The sequence below is a fragment of the Kinneretia sp. DJ1R-11 genome (genome assembly GCF_025717595.1).
Taxonomy (GTDB): domain Bacteria; phylum Pseudomonadota; class Gammaproteobacteria; order Burkholderiales; family Burkholderiaceae_C; genus Paucibacter_A.
In genome coordinates this window covers 37,701-58,608 of the sequence record NZ_JAJIRR010000006.1, presented here as the reverse complement: position 1 = coordinate 58,608, position 20,908 = coordinate 37,701, and the positions used below count along the sequence as shown (strand labels likewise).

Below are 20,908 nucleotides of genomic sequence, written 5' to 3'. Positions count from 1 at the left end.
ACACCCATGAGCAAGGCATTCACCAAGGAAAGCGACGCCGATGATGACGAGGACCTGGCCCTACCGGCCTTGCCTCAAGGTGCGCGCAATTACATGACGCCGCAAGGCTATGCCCGCATGCGGGCCGAATTCATGACGCTGTTGGACGAGGAGCGGCCCAAGATCGTCGAGATCGTTTCCTGGGCGGCCAAGAATGGCGACCGCAGCGAGAACGGCGACTATCTCTATGGCAAGAAGCGTCTGCGTGAAATCGATCGTCGCCTGCGCTTTCTGAATAAGCGTCTGGACCTGGCTGAGGTGGCTGACCCGAGCCTGCACTACGGCAATGAGCAGATCTTCTTCGGCGCCACCGTCAGCTACGCCACCGCCAAAGGTGAGGAGCGCACCATCACCATCAAAGGCATCGATGAGTCCGACAGCCTGGCCGGCGAGGTGTCTTGGGTATCACCGATCGCCCGTGTGCTCTTGAAGGCGCGGGTGGGCGATGAGCTGCAGTTGATGACGCCCGGCGGTGTCGAGCAGATCGAGGTGCTGGAAGTCAGCTACCCGAAGCCGGAAGCTTCGAAGCCTTAAGGCTTGACGCGCCAGACCCGCAGCACGGCAGGTGAGCGCTTGAGTGTGCGAAGCACATCGGCCAGGTGCAGGCGGTCGCGCACCGACAGGATGAGGTTCATCTCGGCGGTCTCGCGTTGCTGCATCTCGTCGCTCATCATGATGTGCGTGATGTCGGCTTCGGCTGCGCTCACCGCCGACGCCACTTGCGCCAGTACGCCCTTGCCATTCTTCAGCAGCAAGGACACGGCAGCCTCGAAGGGCCGGGTCAGTTCCTCGGCCCAATTCACCGCGATCCAATGTTCGGCGTCGCGCTGGAAGAGTTTGCGGCCGACCTGGCATTCGGCTGTGTGCACCAACAGTCCTTCGCCGCGACCCAGATAGCCCTTGACCTCGTCGCCGGGGATGGGGCGGCAACAGGCGGCCAGACGCACCGAGGCGCCTTCGCTGCCGTCCAGCGTGACCTGACCCTGTGAGGGCCCGTCATCAGCGGTGAAGCGGCCGATGCTGAGCATGACGGCATCTGGCCGCTGGCCTTGCTCGGCCAGCATGCGGGCCAGCTTCTTGGCGACGATGGTGGCGATCTTGCGGCCCAGGCCGATCTCGACCAGCAGCTCGTCAGCATGGCGGTTGCCAGCCCAGCGGGCCAGCTGTTGCCAGAGCAAGGCTGCGTCGTCGTCTTCGTCACTGAGGCTGGGCAAGCTCAGCCCTTCGGCCCGGAGCGCTTGAGCCAGCATCTTCTCGCCCAGATCCCGGCTTTCTTCCTGCTCCAGGTTTTTGAGGAAGTGGCGGATCTTGGAGCGGGCCCGGCCTGTGCGGACAAAGCTCAGCCACGCCGGATTGGGGCGGGCGCCCGCGGCCGTGACGATTTCGATCACATCGCCGCTGCGCAGCTCGGCACGCAGCGGGACCGGCTCGCCGTTGATCTTGGCTGCCACGCAATGGTCTCCCACGTCCGAATGGATGGCATAGGCGAAGTCCACCGGCGTGGCGCCCTTGGGCAGTGCCATGATGCGGCTCTTGGGGGTGAAGACGTAGACAGCATCCGGGAACAGGTCGATCTTGACGTGTTCGAGGAACTCGTTGGCGTCGCGAGTTTCGTCCTGGATGTCGATCAGGGACTGCAGCCAACGCGAGCCCAGCTGCTGGGCGCTCTCGGCGCTGGTGCCGCTGGGGTTGCCGCCCTTTTTGTACAGCCAATGGGCGGCCACGCCTTTTTCCGCCACCATGTGCATGGCCTCGGTGCGGATCTGAAACTCCACCGGCGTGCCCAGCGGGCTGACCAGGGTGGTGTGCAGGCTTTGGTAGCCATTGGGCTTGGGGATGGCGATGTAGTCCTTGAAACGGCCCGGCTGCGGCTTGTAGAGCTGGTGCAGCACGCCCAGGGACAAATAGCATTGCGGCAGCTCGTCGACCACGACGCGGAAGCCGAAGATGTCGCTGACCTGGGCGAAGCTCAGGTGCTTCTCGCGCATCTTTTTGTAGATCGAGTAGATGGCCTTCTCGCGGCCATGGATCTGCACCGGATGAGCTCCGTCGGCAAAGGCTTTGACGACATCGCGCTCGATGCGCGAGACCAAGTCGCGGCGGTTGCCACGTGCCTTGCCAATCGCCTTGGACAAAGCCGCGTGGCGCCAAGGGTGGATGTGCTGGAAGGACAGGTCCTGCAGCTCGCGGTAGATCTCGTTCAGGCCCAGGCGGTGCGCGATGGGTGCATAGATGTCGAGCGTTTCCCGAGCGATGCGGCGGCGCTTGGGTGCGGCCATGGCCTCCATGGTGCGCATATTGTGCAAACGGTCGGCCAGCTTGATCAGGATGACGCGCACATCGCGCGCCATGGCCAGCAGCATCTTGCGGAAGGATTCGGCCTGGGACTCTTCCTTGGTCGAGAACTGCAGCTTGTCGAGCTTGGTCAGGCCATCGACCAGCTCGGCCGTCGGCGCCTCGAAGCGCTCAATCAGTTCCGTCTTGGTGACGCCACAGTCTTCCATGGCGTCGTGCATGAGGGCGGCCATGATGGCCTGGGCGTCCAGACGCCACTCGGCGCAGATGCCAGCCACGGCAATCGGGTGGGTGATGTAGGGCTCGCCGCTGGCCCGGAACTGGCCGAGGTGGGCTTCATCGGCGAATTTATAGGCTTCGCGGATGCGCTTGATGTCCGCTTTCGGCAGATAACCCAGATGCTGGACCAGGGCGTCAAACGATGCCGCCTCGGCGGCCGTTGGCTCGGGGGCGGGGCGCAGACCCGACAAGCCGCTGAGCGCGGCGGGCAGGCGAGAGACAGCAAATGATCGAAAACCCATGGCTCGAATTTAACCGATGAAATCAGCTGCCATCTGCGCTGGCGCAGAAGACCGTGTCATTCGGTATCGCCTGCCTGTCATCTCGGTGAGCAGAAACGACAACGGGCGCCCGGAGGCGCCCGTTGTTCAGAGCAGTGGCGGCTGAATCAGACCGGCACTTTGCGCAGCATTTCAATGCCGACTTCGCCAGCCGCGATCTCGCGCAGTGCGGTGATGCCGGGCTTGTTCTTGCTTTCGACCTTGGGCGTGTGGCCTTGGCTCAGCATGCGGGCGCGGTAGGTTGCGGCGAGCACCAGCTGGAAGCGGTTGGGGATCTTGGTCAGGCAGTCTTCAACGGTGATGCGGGCCATGTGTGGATTCCAGTTCAGGTGTTCGTGGGGATCGGATTCTGAAGATATTTGCCAGGCAAACAGGCTTCAGGGCAGATCAAGAGCGCGGAAGACGGCTGAGCGATTCCGGCGCTGAGCCGCGTATTTTAACCGCTGTGCGTGGACGATGGCCTTGAGATCGAAAACTGCGGTGTCAAACACGGCGTTCACGACCACGAAATCGAAGTTTTGCGCTTGCGCCACCTCGATGCGTGCATTGGCCATTCGCTGGGCAATCACCTCAGGCGCGGTGTCGCCGCGGCGGTTCAATCGTTGCTGCAGCTCGTCCCAGCTCGGCGGCAGGATGAAGATCAGTACCGCATAGGGGAACAGCTGCTTGATCTGCAGTGCCCCTTGGAAGTCGATCTCGAGCACCACATCATCACCATGGGCCATGCGGGCTTCGATGGCGGCGCGTGAGGTGCCGTACAGATTGCCATGCACCTCGGCCCATTCGAAGAACTCACCACGGGCCGCCATGGCGCGGAACTCGGCCTCGGGCGTGAACCAGTACTCTCGGCCGTGCTGTTCCTGGCCGCGCGGGGCACGCGAGGTGTGGGAGATCGAGACGTCGAGCTTGGCGTCGAGTTCCAGCAAGGCCTTGACCAAGCTGGATTTGCCGGCGCCGCTGGGTGCAGCGACGACGAAGAGATTGCCGGGATATTCCATGAAACGGAGCGTTGTTTAGAGGGAATGGCTGCGAAAGGCTGTGGGGCAGCCGGCTTATTCGATGTTCTGCACCTGCTCGCGCAACTGCTCCACGGCGACCTTCATCTCCACCGAGATATTGGTCAACTCCAGGGCCGCGGCCTTGGAGCCCAGGGTGTTGGCCTCGCGGTGCAGTTCCTGAATCAGGAAGTCCAGGCGCTTGCCGATCTCGCCACCCTTCTTGAGCAGACGGGCGATTTCTTCCAGGTGAGCGCGCAGACGGGCCAGTTCTTCAGCCACGTCGATGCGGATGGCGTAGGCAGCGGCCTCGTTGAGGGCGCGCTCGCGCAGGTTCTCTTCGGGGATGGTCTGGGCCGCGCCGGTGCTGGCCAGGGCTTCTTGCCAACGCTCGAGAAAACGCTGCTGCTGGCGCTGCACGATGGCCGGCAGCATGGGCTCGGCGGCATCGGCCAGCTGGCGCAGATGGCTGATGCGCTCCAGCAAGATGGCGACCAGCTTCTCGCCCTCGCGTTCGCGTGCCTCCAGCAGGCCTGCCACGCACTGGCGAGCGGCCTCCAGGGCCGGTTCGTCGAGCTTCTCGGTCGCCGAGCCGCCACCCTTGCACCAGATCAGGGCTTCGTGGACCGACAGGGGTTGGGCCTTGGGCAGCCAGTTCTGTACCGAGCCTTCCAGCCGTGCCAGCTTGTTCAGCTGATCAGACTGTGGCTGGGGCCAGTTGCTGTCGCTTTCGCGTTGGGTGTTGATGCGCAGCTCGATCTTGCCGCGCTTGAGTTTGGCTGTCAGCAGTTCACGCAGGGCCGGTTCCAGACCGCGCAAATCCTCGGGCATGCGAAAGCCCAGGTCCAGGAAACGGCCGTTGACCGAACGCAACTCGACAGTCACGGTGGCCGCGCTGGCGCTCTGGCCTGCCGCAGTGTTGGCATTGGAGGCCCCGGTGTTTTCACTGGGGGCGGAGGGTTGCGAGCTGACGCTGGCATATCCCGTCATGCTGTAGACTGGCATCTAGCGTTCGGTGTGGAATAAAACTCGATTATGTCAAAGCCGAAACCGGCGCCCTTGCCTGCGGGAACGGTGGTTGGGGGCTACCAGATCATCAAACGGTTGGCAGCAGGCGGATTCGGCGTGGTGTATTTGGCCGAAGACCCAGAACGCCACCTCGTCGCCCTCAAGGAATATCTGCCCTCCAGCCTGGCTGAACGTTCGCCAGGCGAGTTGACGCCGCGCGTCAAACCCGAGAAGCAGCCACTGTACCGTCTGGGCTTGAAGAGCTTCTTCGAAGAAGGCCGTTCCCTGGCGCAAATTTCACACCCGAGCGTGGTTTCGGTGCTGAACTTCCTGCGCGAGAACGAAACCGTCTACATGGTGATGAACTACTTGCAGGGTGACACCTTGCAGGACTTCATCGTCACCGCGCGCGATATGAAGCGCGACAAGGTGTTCCGCGAGTCGACCATCCGCAGCCTCTTCGACGAGATCCTGCGCGGCTTGCGCATCGTGCACCAGCACAAGATGCTGCACTTGGACATCAAGCCGGCCAATATCTTCATCACCAATGAAAACAAGGCGGTCTTGCTGGACTTCGGCGCGGCGCGAGAGGTGCTGAGCAAGGAAGGCAATTTCATCCGTCCCATGTACACGCCGGGCTTCGCTGCGCCTGAGATGTACCGGCGAGATGGCGCCTTAGGCCCCTGGACCGACATCTATGCCATCGGCGCCTGCATCTACGCCTGCATGCAGGGCTATCCGCCCAATGACGCGCCGCAGCGCCTGGAGAAGGATCGCCTGGCCCTGAGTCTGTCGCGCTTGCGCAATGTCTATTCCGACAATCTCATCGAAGTGACGGAATGGTGCATGTCGCTGGACCCTTTGTCGCGTCCCCAAAGCGTGTTCTCCTTGCAGAAGGAGCTGGCACGTGAGACCGAGCGCCGCTACACCAAACTCAGTTTCAGCGAGCGCCTCAAGTTGCAACTGGAGAATCTGAAGACCGGAGCCAAAGCGTGAGGTTCAGCACCTTCCAGGTGAGCCGCCGCGGCCGGCGTGAGAAGAATGAAGACCGCATGGGGTATTGCTACACCCGTGAGGCCGGGCTGTTTGCCTTGGCCGATGGTCTCGGTGGGCATCCCGAGGGCGAGGTGGCCGCGCAGATGGCCCTGCAGACTTTGGCGGCGCTGTTCCAGCGCGATGCCACGCCGGCCTTGCAGGACCCGGCGGCTTTTTTGCAGGATGCCGTGCTGATCGCCCATCAGCAACTGCTCCGCTATGCCGCCGAGAAAGGCATGAGCGACACGCCGCGCACCACCATCGTGGCCTGTGTGTTACAGGGGCGGCGGGCTTTCTGGGCGCATTGCGGCGATTCCCGTTTGTATATGGTGCGGGCCGGCAAGCTGATCGCTCGCACCCGCGACCACTCCTACCTCGAGCTGCAAAATGCCTTGGGCCGGGTGCCGCAAGAAGGCGAGACCTTCAACCGCAATGTCTTGCTGACTTGCCTGGGCAGCCCGGGCAAGCCCATGGTCGATACCCATGGCCCCATGCTGCTCGAACAGGGAGACCGACTGCTGCTCTGCTCCGACGGACTGTGGGGCACGGTGCCCGATGACTTGATCACCGAGCATTTGGCTGCCAGCGCGGTCGCTGATGCCGTGCCGGAGCTGGTGGAGCAGGCCCTGCGCAATGGTGGGCCGCGCTGTGACAATGTCACGGCTCTGGCGGTGGAGTGGGAAGGCGAGGCTGATTCAGACGACGGCCACACCGAAGCCGGCATTTCCACCCGCAGCCTGTCCGACGATGGCTTCGCCACCACCATCCAAGCCGCCGGCCAGGATGCCCGCTCCGGCGGTGATGAGCTGGATGAGGCCGAAATCGAGCGCTCGGTGCGCGAGATCAATGAAGCCATACGCCGCGCCAACGAGCGCCAGAACGGCGTTCTCAAGAAATCCTGAAGGACTTTTCATCATGACTGAAACAAACCGCGCGCTGCGCGCCAGTGGCCGCGCGGCGGATGCACTTCGCACGGTGCGCATCACCCGCCAATACACCTGCCATGCCGAAGGTTCGGTGCTGATTGAATTCGGCGGCACCAAGGTGCTGTGCACGGCCTCGGTGGAAGAAAAAGTGCCGCCGCACAAGCGCGGATCCGGTGAAGGCTGGGTCACTGCGGAATACGGCATGCTGCCGCGCGCCACCCACACCCGCAGCGACCGCGAGGCCGCCCGAGGCAAGCAGAGCGGTCGCACCCAGGAAATTCAGCGCCTGATCGGCCGCTCGCTGCGCTGTGTGTTTGATCTGAAGCTGTTGGGTGAACGCACCATCGCACTCGACTGCGATGTGCTGCAAGCCGATGGCGGTACCCGCACTGCGGCGATCACCGGCGCCTATGTGGCAGCGGCCGATGCGGTCAGCTGGCTCTTGGCTCAGGGCAAGATCACGGCCAGCCCGATCCGCCAGGCGGTGGCAGCGATTTCGGTGGGCATCGTCGAGGGCACGCCCCTGCTGGACTTGGAGTACACCGAAGACTCGGCCTGCGACACCGACATGAATGTGGTGATGACGGCCGACGGCGGTTTTGTCGAACTGCAAGGCACGGCCGAGGGCGTGGCCTTCAGCCGCGCCGAGATGAATGCCTTGCTGGACCTGGCAGAGAAGGGTATTCGTGAGCTGCTGGCTGCCCAAAAGGCAGCCCTGTCGGCATGAAGATTGTTCTCGCCTCCAACAATGCCAAGAAGTTGATCGAGCTGCAGGCCTTGTTCGCGCCCTTGGGCGTGGAGTTGCTGACCCAGGGTTCGCTCGGCATCTCGGAGGCCGAAGAGCCTTTTGGCACCTTCGCCGAGAACGCTCTAGCCAAGGCCCGGCATGCGGCCGAGGCCAGCGGTCTGCCGGCCCTTGCCGATGACTCCGGCCTGGTGGTCGAGGTGCTGGCGGGTGCGCCTGGCGTGCTTTCTGCACGTTATGCCACGCTGTTCGGCCAGCCCAAGTCGGACGCCGACAACAACCGCGTGCTCTTGGAGCAATTGGCGCAGTTTCCTGCGCCCGAGCAGCGGGCGGCACGCTTTGTCTGTGCTCTGGTGGCCGTGCGCAGCGCGCGCGACCCTGAGCCGCTGATTGCCATGGGTCGCTGGCAGGGGCAGATTTTGTGTGATGCTCAAGGCGAGGCCGGTTTTGGTTATGACCCGCTGATGTTCATTCCCGACTTGGGCCGCAGCGTGGCCGAGTTGAGCGGGAGCGAAAAGAATGGGCGGAGCCACCGCGCTTTGGCTGCCGCCGACTTGGCCGAGCAGATGCGCGAGGTCTGGCATCTTGGCTGATGTCATTCGCCTGATGCGGCCGGGCACGCTGAGCCTGCCGGCGCTGCCGCCGCTCTCGCTCTATGTGCACCTGCCCTGGTGTCTGCGCAAATGCCCGTACTGTGATTTCAACAGCCATGAATGGCGCGTCGACGGTGCCGCGCGCGAACTTCCGGTTGACACCGCGCGCGCTTACCTGGCCGCCTTGCGGGCAGACCTGGAGGCGGCACTGCCTTTGATTTGGGGCCGGCCGGTGGTCAGCATCTTCATCGGCGGCGGCACGCCCAGCCTGTTTCCGCCGGAGCAGATTGCCGAGCTGATCTCGGACCTGCGCGCCCGCTTGCCGCTGGAGCCGGGCTGCGAAATCACGCTGGAAGCCAACCCGGGGACTTTCGAGCGCGACCGCTTCAAGGGCTTCCGCGCGGCCGGCGTGACCCGCTTGTCCATCGGCGTGCAGAGTTTCGACGATGCCAAGCTCAAGGCCTTGGGCCGGGTGCACAACGGCGAGCAGGCGCGAGCCGCCATCGCCGAGGCAGCGCAGGCGTTCGAAACCTTCAACATCGACCTGATGTACGCATTGCCGGGCCAGAGCCTGGCCGAGCTGGATCTGGAACTGAGCATGGCCCTGGCTTTTGCGCCGCCGCATCTGTCCGTCTATCACCTGACCATCGAGCCCAACACCCGTTTCGCCACAGCACCGCCGCAGGACCTGCCCGATGCTGACCTGGCCAGCGAGATGTTGGACCTGATCACGGCGCGCACCGGTGCCGTGGGCATGGATCGTTATGAAGTCTCGGCCTATGCCCGGGCTGGACACCGTTGCGCTCACAATCTGAACTACTGGCAGTTCGGTGACTACCTCGGCATCGGCGCCGGTGCGCACAGCAAAATTTCCTTCCCGCACCGCGTGCTGCGCCAGGTGCGCTGGCGTGAGCCGGCGGCCTATATGACGCAGGCGATTGACGGAACGGCGGTGTCCAACGAGAACGAAGTGGCCCGCGCCGAGCTGCCTTTCGAGTTCATGCTCAATGCCTTGCGCCTGCGCGAGGGCGTGGGCCTGCAGTCCTATCTGGAACGTACCGGCCTGCCGCCGTCGAGCATTGCCCGCGCCCTGGAGCAAGGTCGCCAGCGCGGCCTGCTCGAGCTCGACCCGGCGCGCATCGCGGCCACCGCCCGGGGCTTCGATTTCCTCAGCGACCTGCAATCCCTGTTCTTGGCGGATTGATCGCTTCGGCGCCTCAGGCCGCCATCACATAGACACTCAAGGCCTCATGCTTGGCATGACGCTTGGCCGTGGCCGCAGCGCTGGCCACATCTTCGGCGCGCTGCAGGCTGCCGGGGCTGACCCGCACCGCGCCAATGCTGAGCGTGGTGCAGGGGTGGAAGCGCATATCACCGTGGCGGTCCTCGGCCATGATGCCGCCGGCTTGCAGGGCTGCGGCATCGAAGAGGTTGCGGGCCAGTTCATTGAAGCCGTTGACGATCTGCTCGCAACGCTGCTCCCAGTCGGCGCTCTGGAACAGCATGACGAAATCATCGCCGCCGACATGGCCGAGAAAGTCGCGCTGGCTGTCGCAGTGGTTGCTGGCCACGCGCGCCACCAAGCGGATCATCTCGTCGCCGCGCCAATAGCCGTACTCATCGTTGAAGGGCTTGAAGTGGTTGAGGTCGGCATAGGCAGCCACGAACTCACGGCCGCTGGTCAGCAGCCGTCCGATGTGCTGGCTGATCGGGATGTTGCCGGGCAGAAAGGTCAGCGGGTTGGCATGGCGCGCCGCTTCGATGCGCGCCTCGGTGACCGAGCGCACCAGCTGTTCGCCCGTGCCCAGGCCCAGATAGCGGCCCTCGCGCACGATGATGAAGCCTTCGCGTAAATAGCGCTGGTCGGCCGAAGTCAGCACCGTGGTCAGGGCCTCGATACCGGTGTCGGCGTTGACGATCAAGGGCGTCGGGTTGGCAAACAGGGTGCAGGAGTGGCGACCGTACAGGTCCATGAAGAAGGGCTTGGCCCAGCGATTGATGAACTGCGCCCGGTCGATCAGGGCCACCGGCTCTTGGCCCGCGTTGAGCACTGCAATGGCGTGCAAATCCTCGTGTGCGTTGAAGACGCGGAACAGCTGCTCATGGGTGGTTTCCGCCGTCACCGTGACGGCTTCCATCATCAGACGCTCGGCCGTCACGCCATTGCTGGAGGCGCGGCGCAGCTCGGGCAGCACCGCAATCTCGCTGCTGGACAGCACGTCGCGGGCGCCACTGAGCGCTTCGCGGGCGCCGTCGCGGCTGGGGCGGCCGATCAGCCAGCCTTGCCCGAAGGCCACGCCGAGATCACGCAGCACGCGCAGTTCCTCGGCGTTCTCGATGCCCTCGGCCACCAGCTGGGCGCCAAAGGTTTCGGCCAGTTGCAGCAGGGCACGGAAGGTCTGCAGCTTCTCCGCATGGTCGGGCAGGTCGTGGGTGAAGTACTTGTCGATCTTGACGATGTCGGGCTGGATCTCCGACCACAGGCGCAGCGAGGAGCGGCCGTCACCGAAGTCGTCCAAGGCGATGCCCACGCCCTTGCGGCGCAGCACTGCGATGGCGCGGCGCAGGCTTTCGATGTCGGCGACACGCTCATGTTCGGTCAGCTCGATCATCAGGCGGCTGGCGCAGATGCCATGGTCTTCGCAGACGAACAGCCGATCTTGCGCCACGCCCTCGGAGACAGCGCTGGACAGGGCCGTGGCGCTCATATTGAGCAGCAGGCGGCCAGGCAGCTTGAGCCGGCTCCAGTCCGCAATGGCCTGCATGGCGCAGTGCACTTCCAGCTCGTTGCTCAGCCCTTCCTCGCGCCCGGCGCTGAACAGCGCATCGGGGTATTCCAGGGCGCTGCCGAGGGGCCCGCGCACCAGGGCCTCGTGGCCGTAGATCAGGCCGCAATCGAGCTGAGCGATCGGCTGGAATACCGTGGTGAGCAGGGCCTGATCAATCAGCGTCTGTACGCTCAAGGGGGCGCGCTGGGCCGGTGGCGACGCCAGCGGCGGACGGTTCAGAGTGGCGGTGTTCGTCATGCCTTGCATGCTGCCGCGCATGCGTGACAGGGCGACGAAACGCAGCCCCGGAAACGACGAAGGCCGCAGCGGCGTGAGCAATTGCTCAGCCCTGCGGCCTTGGCGTTAGGCCCGGTGTGGCGGCCTGCCTACACGCGATTGAGTGACATGCCCGAGGTGCTGCGCAGGCGCTCGATCAGACGCGGTGCGATCTGATTCAGCGGCAGCACTTCGTCGGCAGCACCCGCATTGATGGCCTCACGCGGCATGCCGAAGACCACGCAGGTGGCCTCGTCCTGCACCAGGTTGTAGGAGCCGGCGTCCTTCATGACCTTCATGGCCTTGGCGCCGTCGGCGCCCATGCCGGTCAACATGATGCCCAGTGCATTTGGCCCGACCACACGCGCCGCGGAATGGAACAGCACCTCGACCGAGGGCTTGTGCCGGTTCACCGGTTCACCGTCCTGGACCCGGGCGATGTAGTTGGCGCCGGAGCGTTCGACGCTGAGATGGAATCCGCCCGGCGCGATATAGCCATGGCCGGGCAGGATGCGCTCGCCGTCCGTGGCCTCCTTGATGCGGATGCGGCACAGGCTGTCCAGGCGCGCTGCATAGCTCTTGGTGAAGCCGGGCGGCATGTGCTGGGTGATGACCACGGCCGGGCAGTCGGCGGGCAGATTGATCAACACGTCCTTGGTCGCTTCGGTGCCGCCGGTGGAGGCGCCGATGAAGATGATTTTTTCGGTCGAAAGCCGGCCCAAGCTGGCCATGGTGACGGGCTTGGCCGGTGCGGCCGGTGCGTGCCCTGCGTGGGCTGAGGCGCCGGTGGCACCCGAGGCGGGCAGGGCGGCATGGCTGCGCCGGATGTGGGCCTTGGCAGCAATGCGAATTTTGTCGGTGATGTCATCGGCGAGCAGGCGGATGCCATCGGCCACGCCGATCTTGGGCTTGGCCACGAAGTCCACCGCACCGAGTTCGAGCGCCTTCAGGGTCACTTCGGCGCCGCGCTCGGTCAGCGTGGACACCATCACCACAGGCATGGGCCGCAGGCGCATCAGGCGGGACAGGAAATCCAGGCCGTCCATGCGCGGCATCTCGATGTCCAAGGTGATCACATCGGGGTTGAGGGCTCGGATCATTTCGCGCGCCAGCAGTGGGTCGGCGGCGGCGCCGATGCATTCCATATCGGTCTGGCGGTTGATGATCTCGGTCAGGATGCTGCGCACCAGCGCCGAATCGTCGACCACCACCACAGTTGTTTTGGCCATTGCGTACTTCTCCTCTTGGGCCTGAAATCAGAACAGGTCGACCGAGCCACCCGTTGCCACCACGGGCTGGGCTTTTTGCGCGGCATTGCGATCCTGTTGCACCAGGGCGTCGGTGTTGGCGGGGGCCAGTCGTTTGACCATGGCCTTGCCGCTGAAGGGCAGGAAGCAAACCTTGCGCGGGTAGATGTCCATCACGTCCTTGGAAACGATGGGGATGCGCTCGAGCTTGAGGAAATCGATCACGAAATTGGTGTTGCGCTCGCCGACATTGATGGTGTTCATGCCGGCGATCACGGCGCCACCGCCAAAGATCTTGGCTTCCATGCGGCCCTTGGAGGCGCCGCGCTTCATCATCTCGTTGATCAGCAGTTCCATGGCGAAGGAGCCGTAGCGCCCTGAGTCGCCGCTGCCTTCTGGGAGCATGAAGTGATTCATGCCACCGATCTGCGCATGGCGGTCCCACAGGCAGGCTGCAATGCAGGAGCCGAGGGTGGTCATGACCAGCAGGTCTTCGTTGTCCACGAAGTATTCACCGGGCAGGATCTTCACCGCCGCATTCTTGAAATGGGCGTCGTAGAAGAAGAACGATGCTTCACCTGGCTTGCGCGGCACGGCCTTGAGCTGGGCAACGCGGGCCGCTCCCGCGCCACTGGTGAACATCGAGCCGGTGCCTGCACCGGAAGGGGGCGGGGGGGTGCTCATGTTTTTTTATCGGTCGCTGGAGTTTGAACTTGAGGGCTGCGCCGGCGCTGGGCTCAGACGCGCTCGTAAATGGTCTTGCCGCGCAGGCGGAAGAGGTCTCGCGAATCGGTGAAATTCTCGGAGTGGCCGACGAACAGCAAGCCGTTCGGTCGCATCACGCGGTGGATGCGCTCCAGCACCTTGCGCTGCGTGGGCGGATCGAAATAGATCATCACATTGCGGCAGAACACGATGTGGAAGGGCTCACCGAGCGACCACTGCGCATCCATCAGATTCAGAGACTTGAAGTCGATCCAGCGCTGCAACTCAGGCTTGACGCGGATGCGGCCCGAGTTGCCGCCGGTGCCGCGCATGAAGAAGGTCTTCAACCGGTTCGAGTCCAGACCGCGGGCGTCGGCGTTGTAGACACCGCGGCGCGCTGTGTTCAGCACATTGGTGTCGATGTCGCTGGCCACGATTTGCATCTGAGCATTGCTACCCAGGGCTTCGCTGCAGGTGATGGCGATCGAGTAGGGCTCTTCGCCGGTTGAAGCTGCGCAACACCAGATGCGCACCGGCTTGCCGGCCAAAGGCTTGAGGTCGTCGGTCAGGGCGTGGAAGTGGTGCTCTTCGCGGAAGAAGGAGGTCAGGTTGGTGGTCAGGCAGTTGACGAACTCCTGCCACTCCTGCGTGCCTTCGGCGCCGCTGGCGTTCTCCAGCCATTGCAGATAGGCCGCGAAGGACTTGTGGCCGGTCTCGCGCAATCGCCGGGACAGGCGGCTGTAGACCATGGCGTGCTTGCCATCGTGCAAGCTGATGCCGGCATGCTTGTAGATCAGTTCCCGTACGCGGTCGAAGTCGGCGCGACTGAAGCTGAACTCGTGGTCGATGACTTCGGCGCCTGAGGCACTTGGAACAGCTGGCATAGGTGGAGCTCGGTTATCGCCCATGGCGGCTGTGCGCAGCCCGGGTTTTGATTTTGCATCGACTGGCAGTCTGGCGGTTCAAGCGCCTTCAGCATAGGGCAAACAAAGCCGCCAATGAGGGCCAGATTGCAACTTTGGCCACAAACCCCCACTGCTAGACTGAGCCCGCACTCGCCCTTGGAACATCTTGGAAACAAGCCCACCACCCGCTTTGATGGACGCCCGACGCCTGCGGCTCGACCTGGCCCTGCAGCTGCTGCAGCAGGCCGGCGCTTTGCTGCCTGAGGCGGAACCGTACAGCGAGGACTGGGTGCAAGGCATTCTGGATGCTTTGTGCGATCTGTCCAGCAAGGATGCCTTGACCGGCTTGGTCAATCGTCGCAGTTTTGAAATGGCGCTGTCGCGCGAAGTGGACCGGGTTGCTCGGTCCGGCGAATCGGCCTTGCTCCTCATGCTGGACATCGATCATTTCAAGGCCGTCAACGACAGCTACGGTCATGCGGCCGGCGATGTGGTGATCCAAGCCGTCGCCGGGGCACTCAATCAGGTGGTGCGACCCATGGATACGGTGGCGCGCGTCGGTGGCGAGGAATTCGCCATCGTCCTGCCCAAATGTGCTGCCGGATTTGCGGCCACGGTGGCAGAGCGCTTGCGTGAACGAGTGGCCGAGCTGCGCATCCAAATCGCCTCGGGCCAGGTTTTGTCGGTGACGGTCAGCTTGGGCGGTGCTTTTGCGCCGCAGTGGGTGAGGTCCTCGTCCTTGCTTTGGATGGAGCGGGCCGACCGGCAGCTCTACCGGGCCAAGGCTGAAGGCCGCAACCGTGCCTGTCTGGAGAATCAGGTGGAGTCCCTGGTCAGCGCCGAAGAAAAAGGCATGTTGTTCGCCGTAACGCAACAGGAAAGTGAATGAGTACGACACCTGATCCTGCTGCATCGATGCCGATGGCACCGCAAGGGGCGGCTCGGCCGGCGCCCAAGACGGGCAGCCGCGCGGGTGCCCGCACCTTGGCCGTGACCAGCGGCAAGGGCGGCGTGGGCAAGACCTTTGTCACGGCCAACCTGGCTGCCGCTTTGGCCCTGCGCGGCCAGAAAGTGCTGGTGCTGGATGCCGACCTGGGGCTGGCCAATCTCGATGTGGTGCTGAACTTGCACCCCAAGCTGACCCTGCACGATGTGTTCACGGAAAAGGCGACCCTAGAACAGGCCATCCTGCCGGCGCCGGGCGGCTTTTCGGTGCTGCTCGCCGGCTCGGGCATGGTCGAATACTCGCGCCTGACGCCTGAAGTGCGCGACAAGCTCCTGCACATCGTCGAGATGGTTCGGCCGCGCTTTGACTGGATCTTGTTCGATACCGGCGCAGGCATCTCTGATGTGGTGCTGTTTTCCATCTCCATGGCCGCCGATGTGCTGGTCGTGGCCACGCCCGAGCCCACTTCACTGACCGACGCCTACGCCACCATCAAGGTGCTGGCCACCCAGCAGGACCGTCGCGAAGTCGGCCTGCTGGTCAATCAGGCCAACCGGGTCGGTGAAGGCAAGCTGATTTGCGGGCAGTTGCAGCAGGTGCTGCAGCGCTTTGTCGGCGCCAAGCCGGGCCAGGCTTTCAAGTTGGAGTTGCTCGGCGAGGTCAAGAGCGACCAGGCGGTGCGCCAGGCGGTGCTCAAGCGCCAGTTGGTGCTCGAACACTACCCAGGCAGTGATGCAGCCCAGGCCATCAAAGCATTGGCCAATAAACTGCTGGGATGAGCAGTTCAGACACTTCCCCCGAATCTCCCACTTCCTCCGCGCTGTCTGGCTCGCCAGAGCCCACGCCGGCCACCGCTTTCGAGTGGGTGGGCGGTGAAGCGCGGGTGCGCGCCTTGGTCGATCGCTTCTACGATCTGATGGAGCTGGAGCCCGCGTTCACTGAGCTGCGCGCCGCCCACGGCCCCAGCCTCGACATCGCTCGCGACAAGCTGTTCTGGTTCCTCTGCGGTTGGCTGGGCGGCCCCGACCACTACATCGAACGCTTCGGCCATCCGCGCCTGCGCGCTCGGCATCTGCCTTTCAGAATTGGCATCGCTGAGCGTGACCAGTGGGTTGCATGCATGGGCATGGCCATGCAAGATGTGGCGCTGGACCCAGCGCTGCAACAGCGGCTGCTTGAGAGCTTTATGGGGACGGCGGACTGGATGCGCAATTGTTAACCCCTCGCCCGCGGGTACGCGGTCGGTCCCCCGAGGGGACCGGACTCAGCGGCCGGCGCGGCCGGCGGCTGAGTCCTCAAGCCGGTCTTGGGGCGGCCCGGCGGTCGGCTTGAGTGGGGTGGCGGCGTTTGGAAGTTAAGTGCCGGCCAGCAAGACCATCAAGGCGCCGCTGCCGCCGTCGCTGGCGCGGGCCTGAACAAAGGCCAGGACTTGGTCTTTCTGCACCAACCAGCGACGCACGCGTGCTTTCAGAACCGGCTCGCGGCCGGGCGAACCATTGCCCTTGCCGTGAACCACGCGCACGCAGCGCAGGCCGCGGCGAGCGCTGTCCTGGACGAACTGGCCCAAGGCCTCTCGGGCCTGGTCACGGCGCAGGCCGTGCAGGTCCAACTGGGCTTGCAAGCTCCAGTGGCCGCGCCGCAGCTTGCGCACCACTTCCTGCGTGATCTCGGGCCGGCGAAAGGACAGGGTGTCGTCGGTTTCCAGCAAGGTGTCGACATCAAAGTCGTCGGACAAGGCCTGCAAGAGTACCTGGCGCTCATCGGCTTCACGCTGCAGGGGCTCGGGCGCCGGCGGGGGCAGGCGATGCATCACTCGCTGCTGGCTGGCGGCCAGGCGCGTGACCGGGCCGATGCTCAGCTCGAAGATGCGCCGTTCCTGCTCGGCCAGGCGGGCGGCTGCGGCCAAGCGCTCCTGGCGTTCTTCCTCGGCGCGCCGCTGCAGCGCCAGTTCGCGCTGCAGCAGCTTCAGGTCTTGAAGGCTGTTCAGGGCGGGCGTCGAGCGTTTGGAGGGCGAGGGCTTCATGGCGAGCGCCATCATATTTGCCCACGCTCCGCCATCGAGATGACCTCGCCCATGCCCACCACGAAATGGTCAAGTACCCGGATGTCCACCAGGCTCAGTGCCGACTGCAAGGCCTGGGTCAGGATCTCGTCGGCGCGCGAAGGTTCGGCCACGCCGGATGGATGGTTGTGGGCCAGGATCACGGCGGCCGCGCCCAGAGCCAGTCCGCGTTTGACGACCTCGCGAGGGTAGACGCTGGTTTGTGTCAAGGTGCCGCGAAACATCTCCTCCAGCGCGATCAGGCGGTGCTGGGCGTCAAGGAAGAGCACGGCAAAGACCTCGTGATCCCGGCCCCCGAGCTGGAGGCTGAGGTAGCGGCGCACCGCCTCGGGGGCATCGAACACCGCACGCTGTGCCAACTCACCGTGCAGGGACCGGCGGGCAATCTCGAGCACAGCCGCGATTTCGGCCCGCTTGGCCGGGCCCAGGCCTTTGATCTGCTTCAGGTCCGCCACGCTGGCATGCAAGAGTCCGTGCCAGCCGCCAAAGCGGTCTAGCAGTTGCTGCGCCATCTGCAGCACGGGCAAACCCTTCAGCCCGGTTCGCAGCAGCAAGGCCAGCAGCTCCGCATCGGCCAGAGCTTCAGGGCCGCGGGACAGCAGCTTCTCGCGCGGCCGGGCGTCGGGCGGCAGGTCATGGAACGGCATGGCGGAGACTCCGGACGGGCTGGAGGCAGGAGGGGCTGGGGCAAGAGGGCAGGGAAGTCCGCAAGGCTTTGGCAGCGCCTCGCCCAAGCGCAATGCGCGTAGGCCCTAAAATCGCGGCAATTCCGACCCTGTGCCCTCATGAATCTTATCCAAGCCGGTTCTTTCCTGACTCTGCACTACCGCCTTTCGGGGCCGGACGGTGCCGACGTCATCAACACCTTCGATGACAAGCCTGCCACGCTGTCCCTGGGCACGGGCGAGTTGTCGCCGGCCATCGAAGCGCGCCTGATCGGCCTGGCCGAAGGCACGCGCACCCAGTTCGAGCTGGCCGCCGGCGAAGCCTTTGGTGAGCGCAATGCCGATATGTTGCAGCGGGTCAAGCTGAGCTTGTTGCGCCAGCTCGGCGACCCGCACGAGGAGTACCACGTCGGCGATGTGGTGCAGTTCCCCACGCCCGACGGCCAGGCCAGCTATGCCGGTGTGATCCGGGAAGTGGATGGCGAAGCGCTTTTGTTCGACTTCAACCATCCGCTGGCCGGCCAGCCGGTGAGTTTTGAAGTGCAAGTGATCGGGGTGCTCTGACATGCCGAATATCAAGCCTCAGGAAGTTCTGCTGGCCGAACCGCGCGGTTTTTGCGCCGGCGTGGATCGTGCCATCGAAATCGTCGAGCGAGCGCTCGTGAAGTTCGGGGCGCCGATCTATGTGCGCCACGAGATCGTGCACAACACCTATGTGGTCAATGATTTGAAGGCGCGAGGCGCCATCTTCATCGAGGACTTGGCCGAAGTGCCGCCGGGCGCCACCTTGGTGTTCAGCGCCCACGGCGTCAGCCAAGCGGTGCGCCAGGAAGCGGCCCAACGCGGCTTCCAGGTGTTTGACGCGACCTGCCCCTTGGTGACCAAGGTCCATGTGGAAGTGGCCAAGCTGCACCGCGAGGGCTATGAGTTCATCATGATCGGCCACAAGGGGCATCCCGAGGTCGAGGGCACCATGGGCCAGCTCAGTGAAGGCATCTATCTGGTCGAGGAGGTCGGCGATGTGCCCCATGTGCGCGTCAACAATCCGGCCAAGCTGGCGGTGGTGACGCAGACCACGCTCAGCGTTGACGATGCGGCCGAGATTCTGGCGGCGGTGAAAGCGCATTTCCCCTTGGTGCGTGAGCCCAAGAAGCAAGACATCTGCTACGCCACCCAGAACCGCCAGGACGCGGTCAAGGTGTTGGCGCCGCAGGTCGATGTGGTCATCGTCGTTGGCAGCCCGACCAGCTCAAACAGCAATCGCTTGCGTGAGCTGGCTCAGCGCCTCGGTACGCCCGGCTATATGGTCGACGCCGCTGAAGATTTGCAGCCCGAGTGGCTGGACGGCCGTGCCCGTGTCGGCCTGACCGCCGGGGCCTCGGCGCCGGACGTCTTGGTGCAAGCCGTGATTCAGCGCTTGCGCGAACTGGGCGCGACCACGGTGCGCAGCCTGCCAGGCGTGGAAGAGCATGTGCGCTTCCCATTGCCCATGGGGCTGGGCGACAAATCCATGGCCGAGCTGAGCAGCTCTCGATCTTGATGCCGGTGCAGCGTCATGCCGGCGGCGCCCCACTCGGCGCCGTTTTGCTTTCATAGAATCGACTGAATTCCAAGGACACCTTTTCAAATGCTAGACATCAACCTATTGCGCAAGGACCTGGCCGCCGTGGTGGCCCGTCTCAACACCCGCAAGAACCCGCAATCCTTCCTGGATGAAGCCCGTTACGCCGCGCTTGAGAGCGAGCGCAAAGGCGTGCAGATGCGCACCGAGGAACTGCAAAGCCGCCGCAACAGCCTGTCCAAGCAGATTGGCATGTTGAAGGGCAAGGGTCAGGATGCATCGGCCGTGATGGCCGAGGTCGGCGGCATTGGTGATGAGCTCAAGGCTGCAGCCGAGCGCTTGGAAGCGATTCAGGCCGAACTCAGCTCCATGCTGATGAGCGTGCCCAATCTGCCGCACGAGAGCGTGCCGGTGGGCAGCGACGAGAGCGGCAATTTGGAAGTGCGTCGCTGGGGCACGCCGCGCAGCTTCGATTTCGAGGTGCGCGACCATGTCGATCTGGGCGCCGCCCTGGGCCTGGATTTCGAGACCGGCGCCAAGCTCAGCGGTTCGCGTTTCTCCTTTCTCAAGGGCAAAGTCGCCCGCCTGCACCGCGCCCTGGCCCAGTTCATGCTGGACACCCAGACCGAGGAACATGGCTACACCGAGTGCTACACGCCCTACATCGTCAATCGCGAGGTGTTGGAAGGCACGGGCCAGCTGCCCAAGTTCAAGGAAGACATGTTCTGGGTGCTGCGTGGTGGCGATGACCAGGCGCAGGAGCAGTACCTGATCTCTACCTCCGAGATTCCGCTGACCAACACCGTTCGCGAGCAAGTGCTTGATGCTGCTGACTTGCCGATCAAGCTGACCGCGCACAGCCCCTGCTTCCGCTCAGAAGCGGGCAGTGCCGGCCGAGACACCCGGGGTCTGATTCGTCAGCACCAGTTCGACAAGGTCGAGATGGTGCGCATCGAGCACCCCGAGCACAGCATGGCCGCGCTGGAAGAGATGACCCTGCATGCCGAGGCCATCCTGCAGAAGCTGGGCTTGCCCTATCGCACGGTGTTGCTGTGCACCGGCGATATGGGCTTTGGCGCCACCAAGACCTATGACCTCGAGGTCTGGGTGCCAGCCCAGAACACCTACCGGGAGATCAGTTCCTGCTCGAATATGGAAGCCTTCCAAGCGCGCCGCATGCAGGCCCGCTTCAAGAACGAGCAGGGCAAGAACGAATTGGTCCACACCCTGAACGGCTCCGGCTTGGCCGTGGGCCGCACCTTGGTGGCCGTTCTGGAGAATTATCAGAACGCCGATGGCAGCATCACCGTGCCTGAAGTTCTGCGGCCCTATATGGGCGGCGCGGAAATTCTGCGCGCCTGAGCAAGAAAGTACTGGCAAATCTGAAAAAGCTCGCTATACTAGCGGGCTTACTCGCAGCAACCAACGCGAGCACCAGAATACCGGAGAGGTGGCAGAGTGGTTGAATGTACCTGACTCGAAATCAGGCGGACGGAAACGTCTCGGGGGTTCGAATCCCCCCCTCTCCTCCAAAAAGCCTGTTTCAGCAGGCGCAGCAAAACGGGCCCAAGTGGCCC

Annotated in this window: 22 protein-coding genes and 1 tRNA gene; 13 read left to right on the top strand and 10 right to left on the bottom strand. The window is 64.0% G+C overall.

Annotated features, from left to right (window positions below; translation table 11 throughout):
• The first annotated feature begins 6 nt into the window (after positions 1-6).
• Entirely contained in the window at positions 7-573 is a 567-nt protein-coding gene (gene greB, locus LNV23_RS12020) for a transcription elongation factor GreB (RefSeq protein ID WP_263563190.1), read from the top strand.
• Here greB and LNV23_RS12015 read toward each other — a convergent pair.
• The 4 genes from LNV23_RS12015 to LNV23_RS12000 form a co-directional block, all read right to left on the bottom strand.
• The gene (locus LNV23_RS12015; RefSeq protein ID WP_263563189.1) at positions 570-2,855 is read right to left on the bottom strand and encodes a RelA/SpoT family protein; all 2,286 of its coding nucleotides are present in this window, start codon (positions 2,853-2,855) and stop codon (positions 570-572) included. The two genes, greB and LNV23_RS12015, sit on opposite strands and share 4 nt — an antisense overlap.
• A 146-nt stretch (positions 2,856-3,001) precedes the next feature.
• The gene (rpoZ, locus tag LNV23_RS12010) at positions 3,002-3,205 is read right to left on the bottom strand and encodes a DNA-directed RNA polymerase subunit omega (protein ID WP_263519804.1); all 204 of its coding nucleotides are present in this window, start codon (positions 3,203-3,205) and stop codon (positions 3,002-3,004) included.
• A gap of 66 nt (positions 3,206-3,271) precedes the next feature.
• Entirely contained in the window at positions 3,272-3,892 is a 621-nt protein-coding gene (gmk, locus tag LNV23_RS12005; RefSeq protein ID WP_263519805.1) for a guanylate kinase, read from the bottom strand.
• Between the two features lie 54 nt (positions 3,893-3,946).
• A complete protein-coding gene (locus tag LNV23_RS12000; RefSeq protein WP_318023232.1) occupies positions 3,947-4,879 on the bottom strand; it encodes a YicC/YloC family endoribonuclease in 933 nt (310 codons plus the stop codon).
• 45 nt (positions 4,880-4,924) lie between these two features.
• Between LNV23_RS12000 and LNV23_RS11995 the strand changes: the two genes are divergently transcribed.
• The 5 genes from LNV23_RS11995 to hemW are packed head-to-tail and all read left to right on the top strand — an operon-like array spanning position 4,925 to position 9,400.
• Positions 4,925-5,893, top strand: a complete 969-nt coding sequence (locus LNV23_RS11995; protein WP_102769957.1) for a serine/threonine protein kinase — start codon at positions 4,925-4,927, stop codon at positions 5,891-5,893.
• A complete protein-coding gene (locus LNV23_RS11990) occupies positions 5,890-6,834 on the top strand; it encodes a PP2C family protein-serine/threonine phosphatase (RefSeq protein WP_263563188.1) in 945 nt (314 codons plus the stop codon). The genes LNV23_RS11995 and LNV23_RS11990 overlap by 4 nt, the downstream gene beginning before the upstream one ends.
• Positions 6,835-6,847: 13 nt before the next feature.
• Positions 6,848-7,585, top strand: coding sequence for a ribonuclease PH (gene rph, locus LNV23_RS11985; protein WP_318023231.1), 738 nt, complete (start codon positions 6,848-6,850; stop codon positions 7,583-7,585).
• Positions 7,582-8,196 (top strand): RdgB/HAM1 family non-canonical purine NTP pyrophosphatase, encoded by a 615-nt coding sequence (rdgB, locus tag LNV23_RS11980; protein WP_263563187.1) that lies wholly within the window; start codon positions 7,582-7,584, stop codon positions 8,194-8,196. The genes rph and rdgB overlap by 4 nt, the downstream gene beginning before the upstream one ends.
• A 13-nt stretch (positions 8,197-8,209) precedes the next feature.
• Positions 8,210-9,400, top strand: a complete 1,191-nt coding sequence (hemW, locus tag LNV23_RS11975; RefSeq protein WP_263563350.1) for a radical SAM family heme chaperone HemW — start codon at positions 8,210-8,212, stop codon at positions 9,398-9,400.
• 13 nt (positions 9,401-9,413) lie between these two features.
• Here the strand turns inward: hemW and LNV23_RS11970 are convergent, their stop codons facing one another.
• From LNV23_RS11970 to LNV23_RS11955, 4 genes are all read right to left on the bottom strand, one after another.
• Positions 9,414-11,222 carry a GGDEF domain-containing protein gene (locus LNV23_RS11970; protein ID WP_263563186.1) on the bottom strand — a complete coding sequence of 603 codons (1,809 nt, stop codon included), beginning with the start codon at positions 11,220-11,222 and terminating at the stop codon, positions 9,414-9,416.
• Between the two features lie 128 nt (positions 11,223-11,350).
• A complete protein-coding gene (locus LNV23_RS11965; RefSeq protein WP_263563185.1) occupies positions 11,351-12,469 on the bottom strand; it encodes a protein-glutamate methylesterase/protein-glutamine glutaminase in 1,119 nt (372 codons plus the stop codon).
• 27 nt (positions 12,470-12,496) lie between these two features.
• Entirely contained in the window at positions 12,497-13,129 is a 633-nt protein-coding gene (cheD, locus tag LNV23_RS11960; RefSeq protein WP_263519861.1) for a chemoreceptor glutamine deamidase CheD, read from the bottom strand.
• A 95-nt stretch (positions 13,130-13,224) separates the two neighbouring features.
• A complete protein-coding gene (locus LNV23_RS11955) occupies positions 13,225-14,076 on the bottom strand; it encodes a CheR family methyltransferase (RefSeq protein ID WP_263563184.1) in 852 nt (283 codons plus the stop codon).
• Positions 14,077-14,290: 214 nt separating this feature from the next.
• Between LNV23_RS11955 and LNV23_RS11950 the strand changes: the two genes are divergently transcribed.
• Genes LNV23_RS11950 through LNV23_RS11940 form a run of 3 tightly spaced genes read left to right on the top strand, consistent with a single transcriptional unit; the run spans position 14,291 to position 16,262 of the window.
• Complete coding sequence (locus LNV23_RS11950; RefSeq protein ID WP_263563183.1) at positions 14,291-14,986, top strand: GGDEF domain-containing protein; 696 nt, start codon at positions 14,291-14,293, stop codon at positions 14,984-14,986.
• Entirely contained in the window at positions 14,983-15,822 is an 840-nt protein-coding gene (locus LNV23_RS11945) for a MinD/ParA family protein (protein ID WP_263563182.1), read from the top strand. The genes LNV23_RS11950 and LNV23_RS11945 overlap by 4 nt, the downstream gene beginning before the upstream one ends.
• Entirely contained in the window at positions 15,819-16,262 is a 444-nt protein-coding gene (locus LNV23_RS11940) for a group II truncated hemoglobin (RefSeq protein ID WP_263563181.1), read from the top strand. Before LNV23_RS11945 ends, LNV23_RS11940 begins: the two co-directional genes overlap by 4 nt.
• Positions 16,263-16,397: 135 nt before the next feature.
• Here the strand turns inward: LNV23_RS11940 and LNV23_RS11935 are convergent, their stop codons facing one another.
• Together LNV23_RS11935 and radC are read right to left on the bottom strand one after the other, a co-directional pair.
• Complete coding sequence (locus tag LNV23_RS11935) at positions 16,398-17,066, bottom strand: Smr/MutS family protein (RefSeq protein WP_263519815.1); 669 nt, start codon at positions 17,064-17,066, stop codon at positions 16,398-16,400.
• A gap of 11 nt (positions 17,067-17,077) precedes the next feature.
• Positions 17,078-17,752 (bottom strand): RadC family protein, encoded by a 675-nt coding sequence (radC, locus tag LNV23_RS11930; protein WP_263563180.1) that lies wholly within the window; start codon positions 17,750-17,752, stop codon positions 17,078-17,080.
• A gap of 138 nt (positions 17,753-17,890) precedes the next feature.
• Between radC and LNV23_RS11925 the strand changes: the two genes are divergently transcribed.
• From LNV23_RS11925 to LNV23_RS11910, 4 genes are all read left to right on the top strand, one after another.
• Positions 17,891-18,334 (top strand): FKBP-type peptidyl-prolyl cis-trans isomerase, encoded by a 444-nt coding sequence (locus LNV23_RS11925; protein WP_263519817.1) that lies wholly within the window; start codon positions 17,891-17,893, stop codon positions 18,332-18,334.
• Position 18,335: 1 nt separating this feature from the next.
• Positions 18,336-19,310 (top strand): 4-hydroxy-3-methylbut-2-enyl diphosphate reductase, encoded by a 975-nt coding sequence (gene ispH, locus LNV23_RS11920; protein WP_263519818.1) that lies wholly within the window; start codon positions 18,336-18,338, stop codon positions 19,308-19,310.
• An 87-nt stretch (positions 19,311-19,397) separates the two neighbouring features.
• The gene (serS, locus tag LNV23_RS11915) at positions 19,398-20,693 is read left to right on the top strand and encodes a serine--tRNA ligase (protein WP_263563179.1); all 1,296 of its coding nucleotides are present in this window, start codon (positions 19,398-19,400) and stop codon (positions 20,691-20,693) included.
• A gap of 82 nt (positions 20,694-20,775) precedes the next feature.
• Positions 20,776-20,863 (top strand) — tRNA-Ser (locus LNV23_RS11910).
• Positions 20,864-20,908: the final 45 nt, after the last annotated feature.